This window comes from Aurantimonas aggregata (assembly GCF_010500835.1).
GTDB classification, from domain to species: domain Bacteria; phylum Pseudomonadota; class Alphaproteobacteria; order Rhizobiales; family Rhizobiaceae; genus Aurantimonas; species Aurantimonas aggregata.
This window is the reverse complement of record NZ_JAAAMJ010000003.1, coordinates 12,431-31,499: the sequence shown is the minus strand read 5'-3', so window position 1 is coordinate 31,499 and position 19,069 is coordinate 12,431. Positions and strand designations below refer to the sequence as shown.

The window sequence follows — 19,069 nt, the reverse complement described above, 5'->3', positions numbered from 1 at the left end:
TAAGACATCACGGATGACGGGGAAGGGAATTCACCATGGCTTTCGCCCGCGAGCGGCAGGGTCCCTCGGCCCTTTGCCCAGATGGGGGCTCGCCGCCGTCCCGTCAATATCGGCCACGACCGCCCGGCTCCGTGCTGCCCCGGCGCGACGCAGCGTGTAGCCGAACCGGCCTGTGACGCGTAGAAAGCCGGGAAACACGTCTCGCCGAAGGATCTCCCATGCGCGCCCAGCCCCCGGCCTCCCACTACATCGACGGTCTCTATGTCGAGGACGAAGCCGGCGAGACCTTCGACAGCGTCTATCCGGCGACCGGTGAGACCATCGCCCGGCTGCATGCGGCGACCCCCGCGCTGATCGAGCAGGCGGTGGCGGCCGCCGAGCGCGGCCAGGCCGTCTGGGCGGCGATGACCGGCGCCGAGCGCGGCCGGATCCTGCGCCGCGCGGCCGCCATCATGCGCGACCGCAACCAGGCGCTGGCGGAACTCGAGACGCTCGACACCGGCAAGGCGCTGGCCGAGACGCTGGTGGCAGATGCCGCCTCGGGCGCCGAGGCGCTGGAATATTTCGGCGCGCTCGCCGCCGACCTGCGCGGCGACTACATCGATCTCGGCGGCTCCTTCGCCTACACGCGGCACGAGCCGCTGGGGGTCTGCGCCGGCATCGGTGCCTGGAACTATCCGATCCAGATCGCCTCATGGAAGGCGGCGCCGGCACTCGCCTGCGGCAACGCGATGATCTTCAAGCCGTCGGAGACGACGCCGCTGACGGCGCTGAAACTCGCCGAGATCCTCTCCGAGGCCGGGCTGCCCGCCGGCGTCTTCAACGTCGTCCAGGGCCTCGGCCCCGTCGGCGCGACGCTCGCCTCGCATCCGCGCATCGCCAAGGTCTCGGTTACCGGATCGGTGCCGACCGGCGCACGGGTCATGCTGGCCGCCTCCGCCACCACCAAGCACGTGACGCTGGAGCTCGGCGGCAAGTCGCCGATCCTCGTCTTCGCCGATGCCGATCTCGACGCTGCCGTCTCCGGCGCGATCCTCGGCAATTTCTACTCCACCGGCCAGATCTGCTCGAACGGCACCCGGGTCTTCGTCGAGCGCTCGGTGCGCGCGGCCTTCGTGGAGAGGCTGGTCGAGCGCACCCGTGCGATCGCGCTCGGCGATCCGATGAAGCTGACCACCGATCTCGGGCCGCTGGTCTCGAAGGCACAGTACGACAAGGTGCTGTCCTATCTCGACATCGGCCGCGGCGAGGGCGCGACGGTCGCCTGCGGCGGCAGCGCGGCGACCGTCGAGGGCTTCGCCGAGGGATGGTTCGTCGCGCCGACGGTGTTCACCGACGTCACCGACGATATGCGCATCGCCGGCGAGGAGATCTTCGGACCGGTGATGTGCGTCCTCGATTTCGACGACGAGGCGGAAGCGATCGCCCGGGCCAATGCCAGCGAATTCGGCCTCGCCGCCGGCGTCTACACGCGCGACATCCAGCGCGGCCACCGCGTGGTGGCGAAGCTCCAGGCCGGCACCTGCTGGATCAACGCCTACAACCTCACCCCGGTCGAGATGCCCTTCGGCGGCGTCAAGCGCTCCGGCATCGGTCGCGAGAATGGCCGCGAGGCCCTGGCGCATTACAGCCAGGTCAAGTCCGTCTATGTCGAGATGGGCACCAGCGAGGCACCCTATTGAGGCGCGGCCACCCGGATACGCCCTGCAGCGCAGACGAGAGGCGCCGTCGTTGACTTTCCGCCCGCAAGCCTGTTCGGCTGGCGCCATGAACGGTGAAACGATCCTGCCGCGGGCTGCATGTCCAGGATGAGCCCTGGCGAGGGTCGCGCCTATCTGGTCGATCGGCTGCGCGCCGTCGCGGACGGCGACCGCGCGGCCCTGCGACAGATTTACGAACGCACGGCGGCGAAGCTTTTTGGCGTCTGCCTGCGTATCTTGGACAGCCGCGAAGAGGCCGAGGACGTGCTGCAGGACGTCTATCTGACGGTGTGGAACCGGGCCGACAGCTTCGATCCGGCGCGGGCGAGCCCCATTACCTGGCTGGCGACGATCGCGCGCAACCGCGCCATCGACCGCCGCCGCCAGATCGGCCCGCGCGCCTTCGACCGGCCGGTGGACGAGGCGGTGGACATCGCCGACGCGTCGCCCGATGCGCTGGCCCTGCTGCACCGCTCGGAGGACACACGCCGGCTGGCCGAATGCCTCGGCGCACTCGACGATCGCACGCGCGGCGCGATCGTCACGGCGTTCTATGGCGGCCGCACCTATGAGGAACTGGCCGAGACGGCGGGCGTGCCGCTCGGTACGATGAAGAGCCTGATCCGGCGGGGATTGATGCGCTTGAAGGAGTGCCTGTCGTCATGAGCGACGCGGTCGATCACGGACGCGAGGATGCGCATCTGGCCGCCGAGTACGTGCTCGGCGTCCTGAGTGGCGGTCAACGCCGGTCGGTCGAGCGCCGGGCGCTGCGCGATCCCGCCTTCGCGGCCGTCCTCGCCGAGTGGACCGAACTGCTCGGGCCGATGAGCAGTGCCGTCGAGCCGGCGACGCCGCCGGAAGGGATCTGGTCGCGGATCGAGGCGGATCTCGGCCGGATGACCCGCAGCCAGGCGACGCAGCCGGCGGACCGGCCGAAGGGCCGCCGTGTTTCGGCGATCTGGCAATGGCTGGGGCTCGCCGGCATGGGGCTCGCCGTCGCGAGCCTGGCGGCGCTGATCCTCGTCGCCGGCCGCGATCTGGCGCCGCCGGCCGACGGCATGATGACGGCGACGCTGTCCACCGAGGACGGCACGCCGCTCGTCACCGTCGTCATCGATACCGCCACCTCGATGGCGACGCTGATTCCCGTCGTCCATGCCGAGGAGCCCGGCCGGGTGCCGGAATTGTGGCTGGTGCCGCCGGGCGGCGCCGCGCCGATATCGCTCGGCCTGATCGACATGGCGCGGCCGCTGCACGTGGCGCTGGAGGGCAGTGGGCTGGGCATGCCCGACGCGGCGCTCGCCGTGTCGATGGAGCCGGAGGGCGGCTCGCCGACCGGCCTGCCGACCGGTCCGGTCGTCGCCTCCGGGGCGCTGCATTCGATCTGACGCCGCCGTCCGACTGCCATCGCTGGCGCGGGGGCGGGGGATCGGCTACGTCGCTGGGCAATGAACAAGCTCTTCTCGATCCTCTTCATCCTGCTGATGGCGGTCCATCTCGTCCGCCCGCTGGGACTGCCGGGGCTGCGGCGGCGCGGCGACTTCTGGAAGATCGCCCTGATCGGCCTCTTCGTCTTCGGCGCCGTCGTGCTGATGCGCCCGGAATAGCAGGGCGCGCTTCCCGCGCGCCGTCGCGGCATTTGTCTCGCCGGGTCGGCTGGTGTAGGAACCGCCGTTGCGGGGACTTCGACGGGCTGGATCAGGACACTTCATGGATCGCATTCGCATTCGCGGCGGCAACGAGCTGAACGGGACGATCCCGATTTCCGGCGCCAAGAACGCCACCTTGCCGCTGATGATCGCTGCATTGCTGACCGACGACACGCTGACGCTCGAGAACGTGCCGCATCTGGCCGACGTCGAGCAGCTGATCCGCATCCTCGCCAATCACGGCGTCGACTACGCCGTCGCCGGCAAGCGCCTGCATCAGGATCCGGGCCTCGGCCGCACTATCCATTTCAACGCCCGCACCATCGTCGACACGACCGCCCCCTACGAGCTGGTCTCCAAGATGCGGGCGAGCTTCTGGGTCATCGGCCCGCTCCTGGCGCGCATGCACCGGGCGAAGGTCTCGCTGCCCGGCGGCTGCGCCATCGGCACGCGACCGGTCGACCTGTTCATCGACGGGCTGCGGGCGCTCGGCGCGACGATCGACATCGACGCCGGCTACGCGGTCGCCGAGGCCAAGGGCGGCCTCGTCGGCAATCGCTTCGTCTTCCCCAAGGTCTCGGTCGGCGCGACCCACGTCATGCTGATGGCAGCGTCGCTGGCCAAGGGCGAGACGGTCCTCGAGAACGCCGCGCGCGAGCCCGAGATCGTCGACCTCGCCAAGTGCCTCAATGCCATGGGCGCCAAGATCTCCGGCGCCGGCACGTCGACCGTCACGATCCAGGGTGTCGAGGCGCTGTCCGGCGCGCGCCATCCGGTCCTGCCGGACCGCATCGAGACCGGCACCTATGCCATGGCCGTGGCGATGACCGGCGGCGACGTGACGCTCACCGGCACCAGCGCCGCGCTGCTGCAGTCGGCCGTCGGCACGCTGCGCGACGCCGGCGTCACCGTTGAGAGCGTCGAGAACGGCATCCGGGTCTATCGCAATGGCGGCGGCATCTCGCCGGTCGACGTGATGACCGACCCCTATCCAGGCTTCCCGACCGATCTGCAGGCCCAGTTCATGGCGCTGATGACCCGCTCCAGCGGCGTCTCGCACATCACCGAGACGATCTTCGAGAACCGTTTCATGCATGTGCAGGAACTGGCGCGGCTGGGTGCCCGCATCTCCCTGTCGGGCCAGGTGGCGACGGTCGAGGGCGTCGAGCGGCTGCGCGGCGCGCCGGTCATGGCGACCGATCTGCGCGCTTCGGTGTCGCTGGTCATCGCAGGCCTCGTCGCTGAGGGCGAGACCACGGTCAACCGCGTCTACCATCTCGACCGGGGCTTCGAGCGCCTGGAGGAGAAGCTCGGCAATTGCGGCGCCGACATCGTTCGCATCAGTTCTTGATCGTTTCGATTCGGCCCGGCCCGGCCGAAATCGGCGGTGGCTTGCTTTTTCAGCCGTTTCCTCCGATCTAGGGCCCCGATTTCCGTTTCGTCGCCGCTTTCGCGGTGGCAGTCGTGCGCGATGCTGCGGCACCGCGCCCCAAACAACATTCAAGGCATTTACCCGATGGCAAAAGAAGAAGTTCTGGAATTTCCCGGGGTGGTCACCGAACTGCTGCCCAACGCGACCTTCCGGATCAAGCTCGAGAACGAGCACGAGATCATCGCCCACACGGCCGGCCGCATGCGCAAGAACCGCATCCGCGTCCTGACGGGCGACAAGGTGCTGGTCGAGATGACCCCCTACGACCTGACCAAGGGTCGCATCACCTATCGCTTCAAGTAACCCGAACCGGGACGGATCGATGCCAGCGCGCCCCCTTCTGGTGCTCGCCTCCGGTTCGCCCCGGCGGCTGCAACTCTTGAACCAGGCCGGGATCGAGCCGGACCGGCTGCTGCCGGCCGATCTCGACGAGACGCCGCAGCGCAACGAGCATCCGCGCTCGCTGGCCAAGCGGCTGTCCAAGGCGAAGGCCGAATCGGCGATCGCGACGCTGAGCGAGATGGATCTCGGCCCGGCCTTCGTGCTGTCGGCCGACACGGTCGTCTCCGTCGGCCGGCAGGTCATGCCGAAGGCCGAGCTGGTCGAGGATGCGATGGCCAATCTGCGCACGCTGTCGGGCCGCACGCACCGGGTCTATACCGGGGTCTGCCTGGTCGGGCCGAAGGGCGCGCTGCGCCAGCGCCTGGTCGAGACCCGCGTGCGCTTCAAGCGCCTGTCGCGCGAGGACATCGATGGTTATCTCGCTTCCGGCGAGTGGCGCGGCAAGGCCGGCGGCTACGCCATCCAGGGCCTCGCCGGCAGCTTCGTCGTCCGGATGGTCGGCTCCTACACCAATGTCGTCGGCCTGCCGCTCTACGAGACGCTGTCGCTGCTCGCCGGCGAAGGCTACGACATCCACGGACGGTGGAAGGCCGCGACGGTCGAAGCGGAAGACGCATGACCGGCCGCCCCGCGACGGTCACGCCGCTGCGGCCGCGGCGGCAATGTCCCGAATGCCGGCGGCAATCGGACCGCGAGAACTATCCGTTCTGCTCGGCGCGCTGCAAGTCGGTGGACCTCAACCGATGGCTGACGGGGGCCTACGTCATTCCGGCCAGCGAGGAAGAACCATCCGGCCCGGAGACGGACGACGAGGGCTGAGTTCCAGGACGTGCGGCCGGACGTTCTGTACCCCCGACGGTGACGAAGACCGGGCTCAGATTTCGGAGTCGATGTCCTGCTGCCCCGAGCCGCTCGCGCCGGCCGACTTCATCTCTCCCCCGCGAAGCTCGCGGACGAAAGGTTCGACCCTGCGGTCGTCGTTGAAGCGGGGATTGGCGATGCCGAGGGCGCGAAGCGCCTCCTCTATCTCGCCGGCGAGTTGCCTGTCGTCATCATGGGACACGGGTGGAGGTCCTTGCGGTGATAGACAAGTCATGTCCCCACCGTAACGGGTCCTACCGCGCCGACTATCAAGTGGTTTAAACGATCGGCCATATTTCCGGAAAATAGGCTGCGAATCCGGCAGCTGAAACCGGCCCGGCTGCTGTTGCCCCACAGGCGTTCCGGCCCGGACGGACACCGACGCCCCCGTCCTACCGTGCGACGGCGCCCACGACCACGTCCGAGGCGACGTCGATGTCGAGCCATCTGCCGGGATCGGTCTTGCTCTGGCGCTTCACGAATTTGTACGGCGTATCGCTCCAGGCCTCCACCCGCCAGTTGAGGTTGTCGAGGATGAAGTCGCCGCGGTCGGTGTGCAGCGTGAGGACCGCATGCCCCTCACCGTTGCCCTTGCGCACCACGGTGAGAAGGAGATTGGCGAGGTCGATGCCCATCGCGTGGAGCGTGCGCCGCTTGAGGAGGGCATAATCCTCGCAGTCTCCGGCATCGGCCGGATAGGTCCAGCGTTCTTCCGTGCCGTAGAGATCCTGATCAGAGCGCGGTTCGATCCGCGCATTGATCCGCGTGTTGACCTCGGCCACGGCAAGGATCAGCTCGCGATCCAGCTTGAGCGGCGCCACCAGGCCGCGCGGTTCGCCAGGGCGACACTCATCCTTGTTCTCGAGGCAGAACAGATGATGGCCGATCGGCTGCGTCGTTCTCTGACCCACTGTCATGTACTTTGCCGTGGCATCGGCTGCTGCGGGGCCCGCAATCAGCGTGAGGCAAAGCGATAGCGTGGCGCCGAATGCGCGAAGTCTTGACATTCGCACCCCCAAAGAAGCGAACGATTTCTGACCTGATCGAAGGATGTTCGGTGCAACGCACAAACCTGTCAACGCACCCGGTGCGTCGCTCGGGTGACAGAGGGCAGGTTCAAGCAAGCTTGTAGGTGGAAAACCCTTCGCCGCGCTCGTCCGAGACGGGCGGCAGACCGGTCGTCAGCCGCCTAACATATGGAAACTGCACGGTTCTGAGGCACGTCATCGGCGCAGGTGACAATTTGATCACAATCGCCAAATTCCGTGTAGACGCTGGGAACTATATTGTTGATCCAGCTTCGCGGGCGGAAGCGACAAGGTCCAGCGCGGCCCGTTCGATCAGTTGCAGGTCGCGCGGGCGCGACAGCCGGTGGTCGCCGTCGCGCACAAGCGTGACCACGACGCCGTCCGAGGGAAGGTGGCTGACCAGCGCGAGGGCGTGCTCGAAGGGAACGTCGGGGTCGGCCATGCCCTGGATGATCGTTACCGGGCAGCCGGTGTCGATCGGCCCGTCCATGACAAGGTTCGCCGCGCCGTCCTCGAACAGCGCCTTCGTGTAGATCGTCGGCTCGTCGGAATAGGCCGAGGGCTCGGCGAGGAAGCCGTTTTCGGCAAGTTCCCGGCGTTGGGCGTCGGTCAGCTTCGGCTCCATCAGCCGTTGCGTGAAGTCGGGCGCCGGCGCCAGCAGCAGCAGGCCGACGATCGGCACGCCGCCGCGCGCGGCGCGCGCATGCTGGACGAGCCGCAGGGCAATCCAGGCACCCATCGACGAGCCGACAAGGATCGCCGGTCTGTCGACGGCCGCGGCGATGACGGCGGCGGCGTCCTCGACCCACCGGCTGATCGTGCCGTCCTCGAAACGGCCGCCGGATTCGCCGTGGCCGGAATAGTCGAAGCGGCAGAAGGCGAGCCCGTTCGCGCCGGCCAGTTGCGACAGGTGCTCTGCCTTGGTGCCGCGCATGTCGGAGCGGAAGCCGCCGAGCCAGACGAGGGCCGGGCCCTCGCCGTCGCGGCGCTCATAGGCGATCCGGCGGGCGTCTTCTCCAGATCCGGCGATGACCGAGCCGGCGCGTTCGGGCGCGATGTCCATGGGCGTGCTCCAAGGTGAAGGAACGCGTTTAGCCGTCCAAGCCGCGGACCGATAGCCCTTCGGGTGACCAGCCGGCGACGTCGCGGGGCGGGACGAATCGATCGCCGATTGCAGGCCGACCCTTGTCGGAGGGCCGTCCCGGCCACATTTTATGGCGGCGCGGCGTGCCAAACGGCTCTGCCGATGCTATAGAAGTTCCTCGCGTGGAGGCACCGCTCCTTGTCGGCCGCCTTGTGCTCCCTTGCGGAGCCGGTGGCCCTTGCGTGTTTTCCACCCGCCAAGCGTCGTCAACAACCGGAGTCAACGACCATTCGCAGACCATTTCGTGCCCCACCGACCCAAAAGGAAGGACCGCGCTCCAACAAGGAGATTCGCGTTCCGATGATTCAGCTGATCGACATCGAGGGCGTGAACCTCGGTCAGATCGCGACTCAGGAAGCCCTGTCGATGGCAGAGGAGGCTGGTCTCGATCTCGTGGAGATCGTGCCGACCGCCAACCCGCCCGTCTGCAAGATCCTCGATCTCGGCAAGCTGAAATACGAGAACCAGAAGAAGTCGGCCGAGGCGCGCAAGCGCCAGAAGACCATCGAGGTCAAGGAAATCAAGATGCGTCCGAATATCGACGCGCATGATTACGAGACCAAGATGAAGGCGGTTCGCCGGTTCTTCGACGATGGCGACAAGGTCAAGGTGACGCTGCGTTTCCGTGGTCGCGAGATGGCGCATCAGGAACTCGGCATGCGACTGCTCAACCGGGTCCGCGAGGAGACGGCGGAAATTTCCAAGGTCGAGGCCGAGCCGAAACTCGAAGGCCGGCAGATGATGATGGTCCTCGCCCCGCGCGGATGATGCTGGCGCGGCGATCCTTCGGGAGACGCCGCGTTCCGCCTTGGCGCCGGCCCGGCGCAGGCATCCGGGCCGGCTGACATCTTCCAAGATATGCCTCTGCCCAATCGGTGCCCAGGATCGACGGCAACCGGTCGTTTCTTTTCGGCGACGCTGCCGAGCCTGCCGCTCAAGCGCGGCAGAGGCTCGTCTGCAGGGGGTCGCTGGCCTCCGTCCCCGATGTCAGGGAGGCGAGAGGGGATGCGAGCGGGCTCGTCTGCGCCGTCCCGCCGGACTGCTCCGGCTCGATGATGGCGATCAACCGGTGGTCCTCGCGCCGCACGGCCGCGGCCAATCCGCCGAACGGTGAGGTCTGGTCCAGCCGGTGGAGGCGCACCAGCAGGCGCCGCGGACCGCGAAGCGCCGCGAAGCTCAGGCTCTCCCCCTCGCTGCCGCTCCGCAGGACGCGTTCCGCAGCATCAAGAAGCCGATCGGCATCGGACCTGACCGCCGGTCGCAGCACGCCGGCCACCGGCGGCAGGAAGAAGCGGCGGTCGGCCAGCAGATCGTCGGTCGCTATGTTCGCGGCCCTAACACGCAGGCGCGACGACAGCAGCACCACCCCCGCCATCAGCCGGTCCCAGCCGGCCTCGAGAACGACACGGTCGACGCGACCCCCTTGGGCCAAGGTCCGCGTCACGCGATAGCTGAGGATGAGATCGTCGCTAAGGCGGCGCAGCAGCGTCGCGATCGCCGCGTAGTACTGCTGGCCGAGCCGCTCCGGGAAGTGCACGGCGAGCAGAACGGCCTCATCCGCCTCGACCGCCATGACCAGCCCGGCGCCGTCCGCCGCTGACAGGGGTCGCAGCGGGCCTGTCGAATCCAGCCTGACCACCGCGCCGGCGACGAGCCGGTCGCCATCTTCAAGAGGAACGCGCGCGTCCTGGGTCAACGAGCAGCTTTCCACGCGCCGCCTGCCGGCCAGCAGCATCGGCGCCGCCTTCGCGGATTGATGCACGGGCATCCGCTCGACCCTTGCGGACGCCTGCGGGAAGAATTCTTCGATGCAACGCAGCACTAGCGGCCATGATGACGGAAGGATGGATGCAAGAACGACGCGCTCTCGAACATAATCGAGGCGGCCAGGAAAATTAATGAGCACCATTGCTTATCATTCCTATGCCCTGACGACATGATCTCACTTGAGACCGTTCGTGGCAAGCTACGGTGAGCCGGAATCTCGACAATATTTGTCGACGCAAGAACGGGTGAAGCCGATCGGTGACGGATACTTGTATCGCCGGCCTGGAGGCACACCTGGCAGGGCCTTGCGCCGGGGCGGCGTCCCGCCTATAAGCGCACCGTCGAAACAGAACTGGCCGGCAGGGCATGCCGTGGCGGTTCATAATGCTTTCGCGACCCTTCCGACTGTATGACGGAACGAGCCGGGCTGGCCCCAGGGCAGCCCGACATGGTCGCGATCCCCACACGATGGAGAGCAAAATGCCCAAGATGAAGACCAAGGCGAGCGCCAAGAAGCGCTTCCGGATGACGGCCAGCGGCCTTGTCAAGGCAGGCTTTGCCGGCAAGCGCCACGGCATGATCAAGCGTTCCAGAGACTTCATTCGCGACGCACGCGGCACGAAGATCCTGTCGAAACCCGACGAGCGGATCGTCAAGATCTACATGCCCTACAACCGCTGAGCGGCGTGGGTAACGAGCGAATTTCAGGAGCGATATCATGGCACGAGTGAAACGGGGCGTAACGTCCCACGCCAAGCACAAGAAGGTGCTGAAGCAGGCGAAGGGCTTCTACGGCCGTCGCAAGAACACCATCCGCGCGGCGAAGGCCGCCGTCGACCGCTCGAAGCAGTATGCGACGCGCGATCGCCGGGTGAAGAAGCGGAATTTCCGCGCCCTCTGGATCCAGCGCATCAACGCCGCCGTCCGCGAGCATGGCCTGACCTATGGCCGGTTCATCGACGGTCTGGCCAAGGCCGGGATCGAGGTCGACCGCAAGGTCATGTCCGACATCGCCATCCACGAGCCGGAAGCGTTCGCGGTGCTGGTCGAGCAGGCCAAGGCGGCTCTCGCCTATCTGAAGGAATCCGAGTTCGAGGGCGCCTACGAGCGCGCCGTCGGCGAGAAGCGCGCGGCCTGACACTGTCGGCCGCTTGATCTCGAAGGCCCGCGCCGGCACACCGCCGCGCGGGCCTTTCTGTGTTCGGCGCCGGCAACGGCGCTCCGGCGGAGCGGTTTGCCGCAGCCGGACGACAGCATGAGCAGGGAGTGACAGGGTGAGCGACATCAATGCACTCGAAACAAGGCTGACCGCCGCAATCGCCGACGCGCCGGACGAGGCGGCGCTGGAAGCCGTCCGCGTCGCCGCGCTCGGCAAGAAGGGCGAACTGTCCGAGCTCCTGAAGGGCCTCGGCCGGATGAGCCCGGACGAGCGGCGCGAGGCCGGCCCGGTGCTGAACGGCCTCCGGGACCGGGTCGCGGAACGAATTGCCGGCAAGCGCGAGGCGCTGGCGGACATCGCCATCGCCGCGCGGCTCGCGGCCGAGACCGTTGACGTGTCGCTGCCGGTCCGCCCGAGTCCAGCGGCCCGCGGCCGCATCCATCCGATCAGTCAGGTCATCGACGAGATCACCGCGATCTTCGCCGACATGGGCTTCGCCATCGCCGAAGGTCCGGACATCGAGACCGACTACTACAATTTCACCGCGCTGAATTTTCCCGAAGGCCATCCGGCGCGCGAGATGCACGACACGTTCTTCCTGAAGGCGGACGCCAGCGGCGAGCGGAAGGTGCTGCGCACCCATACCTCGCCGGTGCAGATCCGCACCATGGAGGCGCAGAAGCCGCCGATCCGCATCGTCATTCCCGGCAAGACCTACCGGCAGGATTCCGACGCCACGCACTCGCCGATGTTCCACCAGCTCGAAGGGCTGGTGGTCGACAAGACTGCGAACGTCGCCAACATGAAGTGGGTGCTGGAGGAGTTCTGCAAGGCGTTCTTCGAGGTGCCGTCGCTGAACATGCGGTTCCGGCCGTCCTTCTTCCCGTTCACCGAGCCCTCGCTCGAAGTCGACATCCAGTGCGACCGCTCCAACCCGGGCGAAGTGCGCTTCGGCCAGGGAAGCGACTGGATGGAGATCCTCGGCTGCGGCATGGTGCATCCGAACGTGCTGCGCCATGGCGGGCTCGACCCGGACGAGTATCAGGGCTTTGCCTGGGGCATGGGCATCGACCGCATCGCCATGCTGAAATACGGCATGCCGGACCTGCGCGCCTTCTTCGATGCCGACATCCGCTGGCTGCAGCATTACGGCTTCCGCCCGCTCGACATGCCGACCTTGTTCGGGGGGCTGTCGACGTAATGGTGCATTCCGGCGGTTGCCGCTGCGGGGCGATCCGGTTCAGCGCGTCGGCCGATCCGCACTTCGCGAGCATCTGCCATTGCGATGACTGTCGTCGGGCGTCGGGTGCGCCGATGCTGGCCTTCGTCGGCTTTTATCGGCGTGACGTGACGTTTAGCGGTAGCGATGAGCAACTTTACGGTGAAGGATCGGTACGCCGGTCCTTCTGTGCGACGTGCGGAACGCCCATTGCCTACCGGGACGAGCAACTGCCGGACCAGATATTCTTCGTTCTGGGGGCGATGGACGAGCCGGGCCGCTATCCACCGACGCACGAAGGGTACGTATCGGAGCGCCTGCCGTTCGTGCATTTGAACGACGAATTGCCGAGCTTCCCAGGTGTCAGCGTCAGGCGACCTGACTAGCCTGGCCTGAAACAGTCGCCCGTGCATCGGGATGAGGAGAGCCGCCATGTCGCCCCGCCAGTTCGTGATCGAAGTCATCGCCGTGGTCGCCGGTGCCGTCATCGGCACGCTGGTCGTCGACCTTCTCAGCTTCGTGTTTGCCGAGAACGCCGCCTTCACCATGCTGGCTTCGCTCGGAAGGCTGCTGGTCGCGCTCGTCACCGTCGGGCTGTTCGCCTTCTACTACCGCTCGATGCCGCCAACGCCGGCGGCGCTCGCCTCGTTCTTCACCGGGGTCGGCCTGCCTTCGGTGATCGAGAAGTTCGGCTTCGATACGGTGTTCTCCTGGGGAACCATCCTGTTCCTCTACGCGGTCTTCGCCCTCGTCGCGCTGTCCACCTATCGCTTCGTCCACGCCAACGGCACGGTGCGCAAGGTCGCCGCGGACGTCGCCGGCCGGGATGGCCCGCCGTCCTGAACGGCCGGGGAGGCGGCCGCCGCGATTGACGCGGCTGCCCGGCACGGCCTACGAAACGGCCGACCCGACCCGCTTTCCCGCACGGCATCGCCGTAGTTTGAGATCGTCACGCCCCGCCGGCAGGGCGTGCCCGCCGCAACAAGATCGAGCCCGATGAAATTCACGCTTTCCTGGCTGAAGAGCCATCTCGACACCGACGCCACGCTGGCCGAGATCTGCGAGCGCCTGACGATGATCGGGCTCGAGGTGGAAGCCGTCGACGATCGTGCCGTGTTCGCACCGTTCCACATCGCGCGCGTCCTGACCGCGGAGAAGCATCCCGACGCCGACAAGCTGCGGGTGCTGACGGTCAACGCCGGGCCTTCGGTCAACGATGGCAAGCCGGTGCAGGTGGTCTGCGGCGCCCCCAACGCCCGCGCCGGCCTGGTCGGCGTGCTGGCGCTGCCGGGCACCTACGTGCCGGGGATCGACACGACGCTGTCGGTCGGCCGCATCCGGGGCGTCGAATCGCACGGCATGATGGTCTCCGAGCGCGAGTTGCAGCTTTCCGACGCGCATGAGGGGATCATCGACCTGCCGGAAGACGCGCCGGTCGGCACCCGCTTCGCCGACTATGCCGATCTCGCCGACCCGGTGATCGAGATCAACCTGACGCCGAACCGGCCGGACGCGACCGGCGTTGCAGGCATCGCACGCGACCTCGCTGCCTCCGGCATGGGCACGCTCCTTACGAAGGCTCCGGCCCGGATCGAAGGCGAGGGCGCCTGCCCCGTCGCCGTGCGCGTCGAGAGCCCAACCTGCACCGGATTCGCCCTGCGCCGCGTCTCGGGCGTCGCCAATGGCGCGTCGCCGGCCTGGATGCAGAAGCGGCTCCGGGCGATCGGCCTTCGCCCGATCAACGCGCTCGTCGACATCACCAATTACGTCACCTTCGACCGCGGCCGCCCGCTGCATGTCTTCGATGCCGCCAAGGTCGCGGGCGACCTCGTCGTGCGGGGCGCCAAGGCCGGCGAAGAGGTGCTGGCGCTGGACGGGCGGACCTATACGCTCAGCCACGGCATGTGCGTCATCGCCGACGATAACGGCGTCGAGTCGATCGCCGGCATCATGGGCGGCGAGCATTCGGGCTGCGACGAGACGACCACCGACGTGCTGATCGAATCGGCCCTGTGGGAGCCGCTCGACATCGCCCGCACCGGCCGCGCGCTCGGCATTGTCACCGACGCCCGCTACCGTTTCGAGCGCGGCGTCGATCCGGCCTTCATGGAGCCCGGTCTCGATCTGGCGACCGCCCTGGTGCTGGAGCTCTGCGGCGGCACGCCGTCGGAGCGCCTCGTCGTCGCCGAGCGGCCGTTCCACGCGCGGTCGATCACCCTGCCCTTCACCGAGGTCGAGCGCCTGACCGGCCTTGGCGTCGAGACCGACCGCCAGGTCGAAATCCTCGAGCGCCTCGGCTTCGCGGTTCGGCCGGCCACGGATACGGCCGAGGTCACGCCGCCGAGCTGGCGCCCGGACATCGACGGCAAGGCCGATCTCGTCGAGGAGGTGATGCGCCTCGTCGGCGTCGACCGCGTCGCCCCGCAGCCGCTGCCCGCGGCGGCGACCGTGAACGGGCGCATCCTGACGCTGCCGCAGAACCGCGACCGCGCCGCGCGCCGGGCGCTGGCCGCCCGCGGCATGGTCGAGACGGTCTCCTACAGCTTCATCCCGGCCGCCCACGCCGAAGCCTTCGGCGGCGGCAGCGAGGCGCTGAAGCTGGAGAACCCGATCGCCGCCGACATGTCCGACATGCGGCCCTCGCTGCTGCCGGGCCTCATCGCGGCCGCCGGCCGCAATGCCGCCCGTGGGCACGGCGACACGGCGCTGTTCGAGGTCGCCGGCATCTATCTGAGCGACCAGCCGGACGGGCAGAAGCGCGTTGCCGGCGGCATCCGCCGCGGCACGGCGGGCCTGGCCGGTGCCGGCCGCGCCTGGGACGGCAGCGCCGGCCCGGTCTCGGTGTTCGACGCCAAGGCCGACGCCATCGCCGCGCTGGAAGCCGCTGGCGCGCCGGTCGACAAGCTGATGATCGAGGCGCCGACCAGCGCCTGGTACCATCCCGGCCGGTCGGGGAGGATCAAGCTCGGCCCGAAGATCGTGCTGGCGGAGTTCGGCGAACTGCACCCGCAGACGCTGAAGCGCCTCGACGTCGCCGGCCCGGCCTGCGGCTTCGAGGTGTTCCTCGACGCCATTCCGGAGCCGAAGGCCAAGCCGACGCGCACCAAGCCGATCCTCATCCTGTCGCCGTTCCAGCCGGTGCGCCGCGACTTCGCCTTCGTGGTCGACGAGGCGGTCGCGGCCCTGAAGATTGTGCGGGCCGCCGAGGGCGCCGACAAGAAGCTGGTCGGCGAGGTGCGGGTCTTCGACGTCTTCACCGGCGCGGCGCTCGGCGAGGGCAAGAAATCCGTCGCGATCGAGGTGACGCTGAATCCGTCGGATCGCACCCTCACCGAGGAGGACCTCGACGCCGTCTCGCGCACCATCGTCGCGCAGGTCGAAAAGGCCACCGGCGGCACGCTGCGGGGCTGAGGCCAGCCCCGCGACCGGACGCGTGACGGCCAGCATGTGAGCGTCGTCAGCCTCGGGCCCCGTCCCGAGGATCCAGGGCGGCGGGTGTCTTGGCTCGTCGGCTGGCCATCGGGCTGCGAGGGCCTCTCGAATAGCGCCGAGCACGGGACGGTGGATCCTCGGGACGGGGCCCGAGGACGACGGCCGCGCGAGGGCATGTCGTCGCCCCGTCTCTCGGCAGCATGCTCCGCTGCGCCGTCGCTCCTCCCATGAGTCCCTCCGCCCATCAGTCCTCCCTGCCGTCACTCCTTCTGCGCCAGCCAGACCTTGTGGATCGCGGCGTGGGGTTCGTCGAAGTCGCTGGCGAGTATCGACAGGCCGTTTGCGCCCAGCATTTCGCGATAGGCCGCGTCGCTGTAGCTGGCATAGGCGAAGCGCGTGCCGAACATCGCGTCGTCGATGGTCGAGTGGCCCGGCCCGCTGGTGAACAGCAGCAGGCCGCCCGGTCGCAGCCAGGCGGCGAAATGCCGGATCATCCGCGCCTGTTCGTCATGCGTGAGATGGAAGAAGCTGTCCCAGGCGATGATCGCGTCGAAGGGCTCGGCCGGATCATGGGCGAGCATGTCGCACCGGATCGTCGCGATGCCGGGATAGCGCCGGCGAAAGTGCCTGAGCATGCCGGCCGAGCCGTCGAGGGCGGTGATCGACAGCCCCGCCTCGACCAGAGCGGCAAGGCCGGCATGGCCGTTTCCGCAGCCGCAGTCGAGCAGATGATCGCCGGGCGCCAGACGCTCGGCGAGCCCCGAGAAATAGGCGAGTTCCCAGGGTTTCACCTTGCGGGCGGCCTCGAAGGCGTCGGCGATGACGTCGTAGCCGGCGACGGCAGGGTGCTGGTCGCTTCCTTCCGGCGATGGCATCGCCCGCGCGGTCATGCGGCGACGGGCAGCCGTTCGCCGGCCATGCGGTAGGAGATCGCCTCGGCGAGGTGGATGCGCCGGACCGCCTCGTCGCCGTCGAGATCGGCGAGGGTGCGCGCCACCTTGAGGATGCGGTGATAGGCGCGGGCGGAGAATTTCATCTGCTCGGCCGCGTCGCGGAGCAGCTTCAGCCCTTCGGCGTCGGGCTCCGCCACCGTCTCTACCAAAGCCGCGGCGCAATGGGCGTTGAGCGTCTCCGCCGGCAGGCCCAATCCGCGATAGCGCTCGGCCTGCAGCGCCCGGGCCGCCGCGACGCGGGCCGCGACCGTCTCCGACGTCTCGGCCGGCTGCGGGCGGATCATGTCCGCCGCGGTCACCGCCGGGACGTCGACCCTGAGATCGATCCGGTCGAGCAGCGGCCCGGAGATCCGGGCCTGGTAGTCGGCGGCGCAGCGCGGGCCGCGGGCGCAGCTGCGCCCCGGCTCGCCGGCCATGCCGCAGCGACAGGGGTTCATCGCCGCGACCAGCTGGAACTTGGCGGGATAGGTGACCCGGTGGTTGGCGCGAGCGATGACGCTCTCGCCGCTCTCCAGCGGCTGGCGCAGCGAATCGAGCGCCACCGGCGAGAATTCCGGCAGCTCGTCGAGGAACAGGACGCCGCGATGCGCCAGCGACACCTCGCCCGGCCGGGCCCTGAGGCCCCCGCCGACCATCGCTGCCATCGAGGCCGAATGATGCGGCGCGCGGAACGGCCGCCGGTCCGACAATTTGCCGCCGGACAGCTCGCCGGCGATGGAGGCGACCATCGACACTTCCAGTAGTTCCCGGGGCGCCAGCGCCGGTAGCACCGAGGGCAGGCGCTGCGCCAGCATCGACTTGCCGGAGCCCGGCGGCCCGACCATCAGAAGATTGTGGCCGCCGGCGGCGGCGATCTCCAGCGCCCGCTTGGCGACGGTCTGACCCTTGATCTCGGCGAGGTCCGGCAGGTTGGCGGGCGCGGCGCGGATCGACGGCTCGGGGCGGGCGATCAGCTGCGTGCCGCGAAAGTGGTTGGCGATCTGGATCAGGCTGCGTGCCGCGACGATGTCCATGTCGCCGCTCGCCCAGGCCGCCTCGGCGCCGCATTCGGCCGGGCAGATCAGCCCGAGCCCGAGGGCGTTGGCCCCGATCGCGGCGGGCAGGACGCCGGCCACCGCCGTGGTCATGCCGTCGAGGGAGAGCTCGCCGAGGACGAGATAGCCGGTCAGCGCATCGGAGGGGATTGCCCCCAGCGCTGCCATCAGGCCGAGCGCGATGGGCAGGTCGTAATGGCTGCCTTCCTTGGGCAGGTCCGCCGGCGCGAGATTGACCGTCACCTTCTTCGGCGGCATCGACAGGCCGGAGGCGTGCAGGGCGGCCTGCACCCGCTCGCGGCTCTCGGCCACCGCCTTGTCGGGCAGGCCGACGATCTGGATGCCGACCTTGCCGGGGGCGACCATCACCTGCACGTCCACGGGGACCGCATCGACCCCCTGGAAGGCGACGGTCTTGATGCGCGAGACCATGCCGACACTCTCCTGTCGTCCGCCGCCATGATGGCAGCACACTCTCCAATGTGCCCCTAGGTAAGCACGATCTGAGGAATGAAACAAGAACGGGAGCGGAACAAATCCACGACGAATCGATGGCTCCGATTCGGCGTGGCCGGAGATGAAGATTTCTTGAAGATTGTACCAGTCTCAGAGCCGCAACGAGAAACGGCGCGGGCGTTGCCGCCCGCGCCGTCGGTCTCATGAAGCGGTGATCCTAGTCGACGCGGTAGAGCGGCACCACCGGCTCGGCGCGGGCCGGGCCGCGCACGTCGCGCCGGTCGTCCCGGCGCTCGGCGCGATCCCCGCGTCGGTCACGCCGGTCGTCTCGGAAGTCGCGGCGATCGTCACGGCGCTCCTCGCGGAAATCCCGGCGGTCGTCGCGGCGATCCTCGCGGAAGTCGCGACGGTCTTCGCGGCGCCCGACGCGCCGGCCGCCGCGATCGTCGAAGCGGTTGCGCTGGTTGTAGAAGGAGCGGCCGCGATAGTGGTTGTCCCAGTAGCTGCCGACCGAGAAGCTGATCACCGGTGCCTGGATGCGCTCGACATAGCGCGGGCCGGTGTAGCGGCGCTCGCCGGCGTCGGCGAGATAATTCGACGACATCCAGCCGCGCTGGCCCTGAAAGCCGACGTCGCACCACGAGCGGGTGTCGAGGCAGCCGAAGACGCGCACGCCCTGGCCGGCGCCGACGACGTTGACCGCGGGATAGGACGTCGACGGCCCGGCGCGCAAATTGACGTCGGTGACGGCGATGGCGCGCGACTGGGCCTGCGCCTCGGCGGTGATGGTGAATGCGCCCGCCAGAGCCAGCGCGGCGATGAGCATCTTTTTCATGATGTGCTTTCCTCGGAATGATCCGAAACCCGTCCGGTTTCTGGAAGCACTAAGCCAT

22 protein-coding genes are annotated in these 19,069 nt (G+C 68.3%); 15 read left to right on the top strand and 7 right to left on the bottom strand.

What is annotated here, in order from left to right:
* Nucleotides 1-218 precede the first annotated feature (218 nt).
* The 8 genes from betB (at nucleotide 219) to yacG (ending at nucleotide 5,942) form a co-directional block, all read left to right on the top strand.
* Nucleotides 219-1,682: a betaine-aldehyde dehydrogenase gene (betB, locus tag GTW51_RS06300; protein ID WP_163043065.1), complete on the top strand. Its 1,464-nt coding sequence runs from the start codon at nucleotides 219-221 to the stop codon at nucleotides 1,680-1,682.
* 117 nt (nucleotides 1,683-1,799) lie between these two features.
* Nucleotides 1,800-2,366: a sigma-70 family RNA polymerase sigma factor gene (locus GTW51_RS06295; RefSeq protein ID WP_163043064.1), complete on the top strand. Its 567-nt coding sequence runs from the start codon at nucleotides 1,800-1,802 to the stop codon at nucleotides 2,364-2,366.
* On the top strand, nucleotides 2,363-3,088 hold the full coding sequence (locus GTW51_RS06290) for an anti-sigma factor (RefSeq protein ID WP_163043063.1): 726 nt from the start codon (nucleotides 2,363-2,365) through the stop codon (nucleotides 3,086-3,088). The genes GTW51_RS06295 and GTW51_RS06290 overlap by 4 nt, the downstream gene beginning before the upstream one ends.
* A gap of 60 nt (nucleotides 3,089-3,148) precedes the next feature.
* On the top strand, nucleotides 3,149-3,307 hold the full coding sequence (locus GTW51_RS23500; protein ID WP_203565932.1) for a hypothetical protein: 159 nt from the start codon (nucleotides 3,149-3,151) through the stop codon (nucleotides 3,305-3,307).
* A 103-nt stretch (nucleotides 3,308-3,410) separates the two neighbouring features.
* Nucleotides 3,411-4,700, top strand: coding sequence for a UDP-N-acetylglucosamine 1-carboxyvinyltransferase (gene murA / locus GTW51_RS06285; protein ID WP_163043062.1), 1,290 nt, complete (start codon nucleotides 3,411-3,413; stop codon nucleotides 4,698-4,700).
* A 165-nt stretch (nucleotides 4,701-4,865) separates the two neighbouring features.
* Nucleotides 4,866-5,084: a translation initiation factor IF-1 gene (gene infA / locus GTW51_RS06280; protein WP_062011982.1), complete on the top strand. Its 219-nt coding sequence runs from the start codon at nucleotides 4,866-4,868 to the stop codon at nucleotides 5,082-5,084.
* Between the two features lie 19 nt (nucleotides 5,085-5,103).
* Nucleotides 5,104-5,742: a Maf-like protein gene (locus GTW51_RS06275; RefSeq protein ID WP_163043061.1), complete on the top strand. Its 639-nt coding sequence runs from the start codon at nucleotides 5,104-5,106 to the stop codon at nucleotides 5,740-5,742.
* Complete coding sequence (yacG, locus tag GTW51_RS06270) at nucleotides 5,739-5,942, top strand: DNA gyrase inhibitor YacG (protein WP_163043060.1); 204 nt, start codon at nucleotides 5,739-5,741, stop codon at nucleotides 5,940-5,942. The genes GTW51_RS06275 and yacG overlap by 4 nt, the downstream gene beginning before the upstream one ends.
* Nucleotides 5,943-5,997: 55 nt before the next feature.
* On the opposite strand, the gene GTW51_RS06265 is transcribed toward yacG, so the two are convergent.
* The 3 genes from GTW51_RS06265 to GTW51_RS06255 all read right to left on the bottom strand — a co-directional run bounded on the left by GTW51_RS06265 (nucleotide 5,998) and on the right by GTW51_RS06255 (nucleotide 8,075).
* The gene (locus tag GTW51_RS06265; protein ID WP_163043059.1) at nucleotides 5,998-6,186 is read right to left on the bottom strand and encodes a hypothetical protein; all 189 of its coding nucleotides are present in this window, start codon (nucleotides 6,184-6,186) and stop codon (nucleotides 5,998-6,000) included.
* 190 nt (nucleotides 6,187-6,376) lie between these two features.
* Nucleotides 6,377-6,901, bottom strand: coding sequence for a transglutaminase-like cysteine peptidase (locus tag GTW51_RS06260; protein ID WP_246232715.1), 525 nt, complete (start codon nucleotides 6,899-6,901; stop codon nucleotides 6,377-6,379).
* Nucleotides 6,902-7,265: 364 nt separating this feature from the next.
* Nucleotides 7,266-8,075 (bottom strand): alpha/beta hydrolase, encoded by an 810-nt coding sequence (locus GTW51_RS06255; RefSeq protein WP_163043057.1) that lies wholly within the window; start codon nucleotides 8,073-8,075, stop codon nucleotides 7,266-7,268.
* Between the two features lie 309 nt (nucleotides 8,076-8,384).
* Between GTW51_RS06255 and infC the strand changes: the two genes are divergently transcribed.
* On the top strand, nucleotides 8,385-8,924 hold the full coding sequence (gene infC / locus GTW51_RS06250) for a translation initiation factor IF-3 (protein WP_163043329.1): 540 nt from the start codon (nucleotides 8,385-8,387) through the stop codon (nucleotides 8,922-8,924).
* A gap of 166 nt (nucleotides 8,925-9,090) precedes the next feature.
* On the opposite strand, the gene GTW51_RS06245 is transcribed toward infC, so the two are convergent.
* A complete protein-coding gene (locus tag GTW51_RS06245; RefSeq protein WP_203565931.1) occupies nucleotides 9,091-9,891 on the bottom strand; it encodes a hypothetical protein in 801 nt (266 codons plus the stop codon).
* A gap of 512 nt (nucleotides 9,892-10,403) precedes the next feature.
* Here GTW51_RS06245 and rpmI point away from each other — a divergent pair.
* From rpmI to pheT, 6 genes are all read left to right on the top strand, one after another.
* On the top strand, nucleotides 10,404-10,604 hold the full coding sequence (rpmI, locus tag GTW51_RS06240) for a 50S ribosomal protein L35 (protein ID WP_163043055.1): 201 nt from the start codon (nucleotides 10,404-10,406) through the stop codon (nucleotides 10,602-10,604).
* 37 nt (nucleotides 10,605-10,641) lie between these two features.
* Nucleotides 10,642-11,061 (top strand): 50S ribosomal protein L20, encoded by a 420-nt coding sequence (gene rplT, locus GTW51_RS06235; protein WP_163043054.1) that lies wholly within the window; start codon nucleotides 10,642-10,644, stop codon nucleotides 11,059-11,061.
* A gap of 136 nt (nucleotides 11,062-11,197) precedes the next feature.
* On the top strand, nucleotides 11,198-12,283 hold the full coding sequence (pheS, locus tag GTW51_RS06230; protein WP_163043053.1) for a phenylalanine--tRNA ligase subunit alpha: 1,086 nt from the start codon (nucleotides 11,198-11,200) through the stop codon (nucleotides 12,281-12,283).
* Nucleotides 12,283-12,687 (top strand): GFA family protein, encoded by a 405-nt coding sequence (locus tag GTW51_RS06225; RefSeq protein WP_163043052.1) that lies wholly within the window; start codon nucleotides 12,283-12,285, stop codon nucleotides 12,685-12,687. Before pheS ends, GTW51_RS06225 begins: the two co-directional genes overlap by 1 nt.
* A gap of 46 nt (nucleotides 12,688-12,733) precedes the next feature.
* On the top strand, nucleotides 12,734-13,144 hold the full coding sequence (locus GTW51_RS06220) for a hypothetical protein (protein WP_163043051.1): 411 nt from the start codon (nucleotides 12,734-12,736) through the stop codon (nucleotides 13,142-13,144).
* A gap of 153 nt (nucleotides 13,145-13,297) precedes the next feature.
* A complete protein-coding gene (gene pheT, locus GTW51_RS06215) occupies nucleotides 13,298-15,712 on the top strand; it encodes a phenylalanine--tRNA ligase subunit beta (protein WP_163043050.1) in 2,415 nt (804 codons plus the stop codon).
* 281 nt (nucleotides 15,713-15,993) lie between these two features.
* Here the strand turns inward: pheT and GTW51_RS06210 are convergent, their stop codons facing one another.
* From GTW51_RS06210 to GTW51_RS06200, 3 genes are all read right to left on the bottom strand, one after another.
* The gene (locus GTW51_RS06210; protein ID WP_163043049.1) at nucleotides 15,994-16,623 is read right to left on the bottom strand and encodes a class I SAM-dependent methyltransferase; all 630 of its coding nucleotides are present in this window, start codon (nucleotides 16,621-16,623) and stop codon (nucleotides 15,994-15,996) included.
* A complete protein-coding gene (locus tag GTW51_RS06205; protein WP_163043048.1) occupies nucleotides 16,620-18,152 on the bottom strand; it encodes a YifB family Mg chelatase-like AAA ATPase in 1,533 nt (510 codons plus the stop codon). Before GTW51_RS06205 ends, GTW51_RS06210 begins: the two co-directional genes overlap by 4 nt.
* Before the next feature lie 241 nt (nucleotides 18,153-18,393).
* Entirely contained in the window at nucleotides 18,394-19,011 is a 618-nt protein-coding gene (locus GTW51_RS06200; protein ID WP_163043047.1) for an SH3 domain-containing protein, read from the bottom strand.
* Between the last annotated feature and the right edge of the window lie 58 nt (nucleotides 19,012-19,069).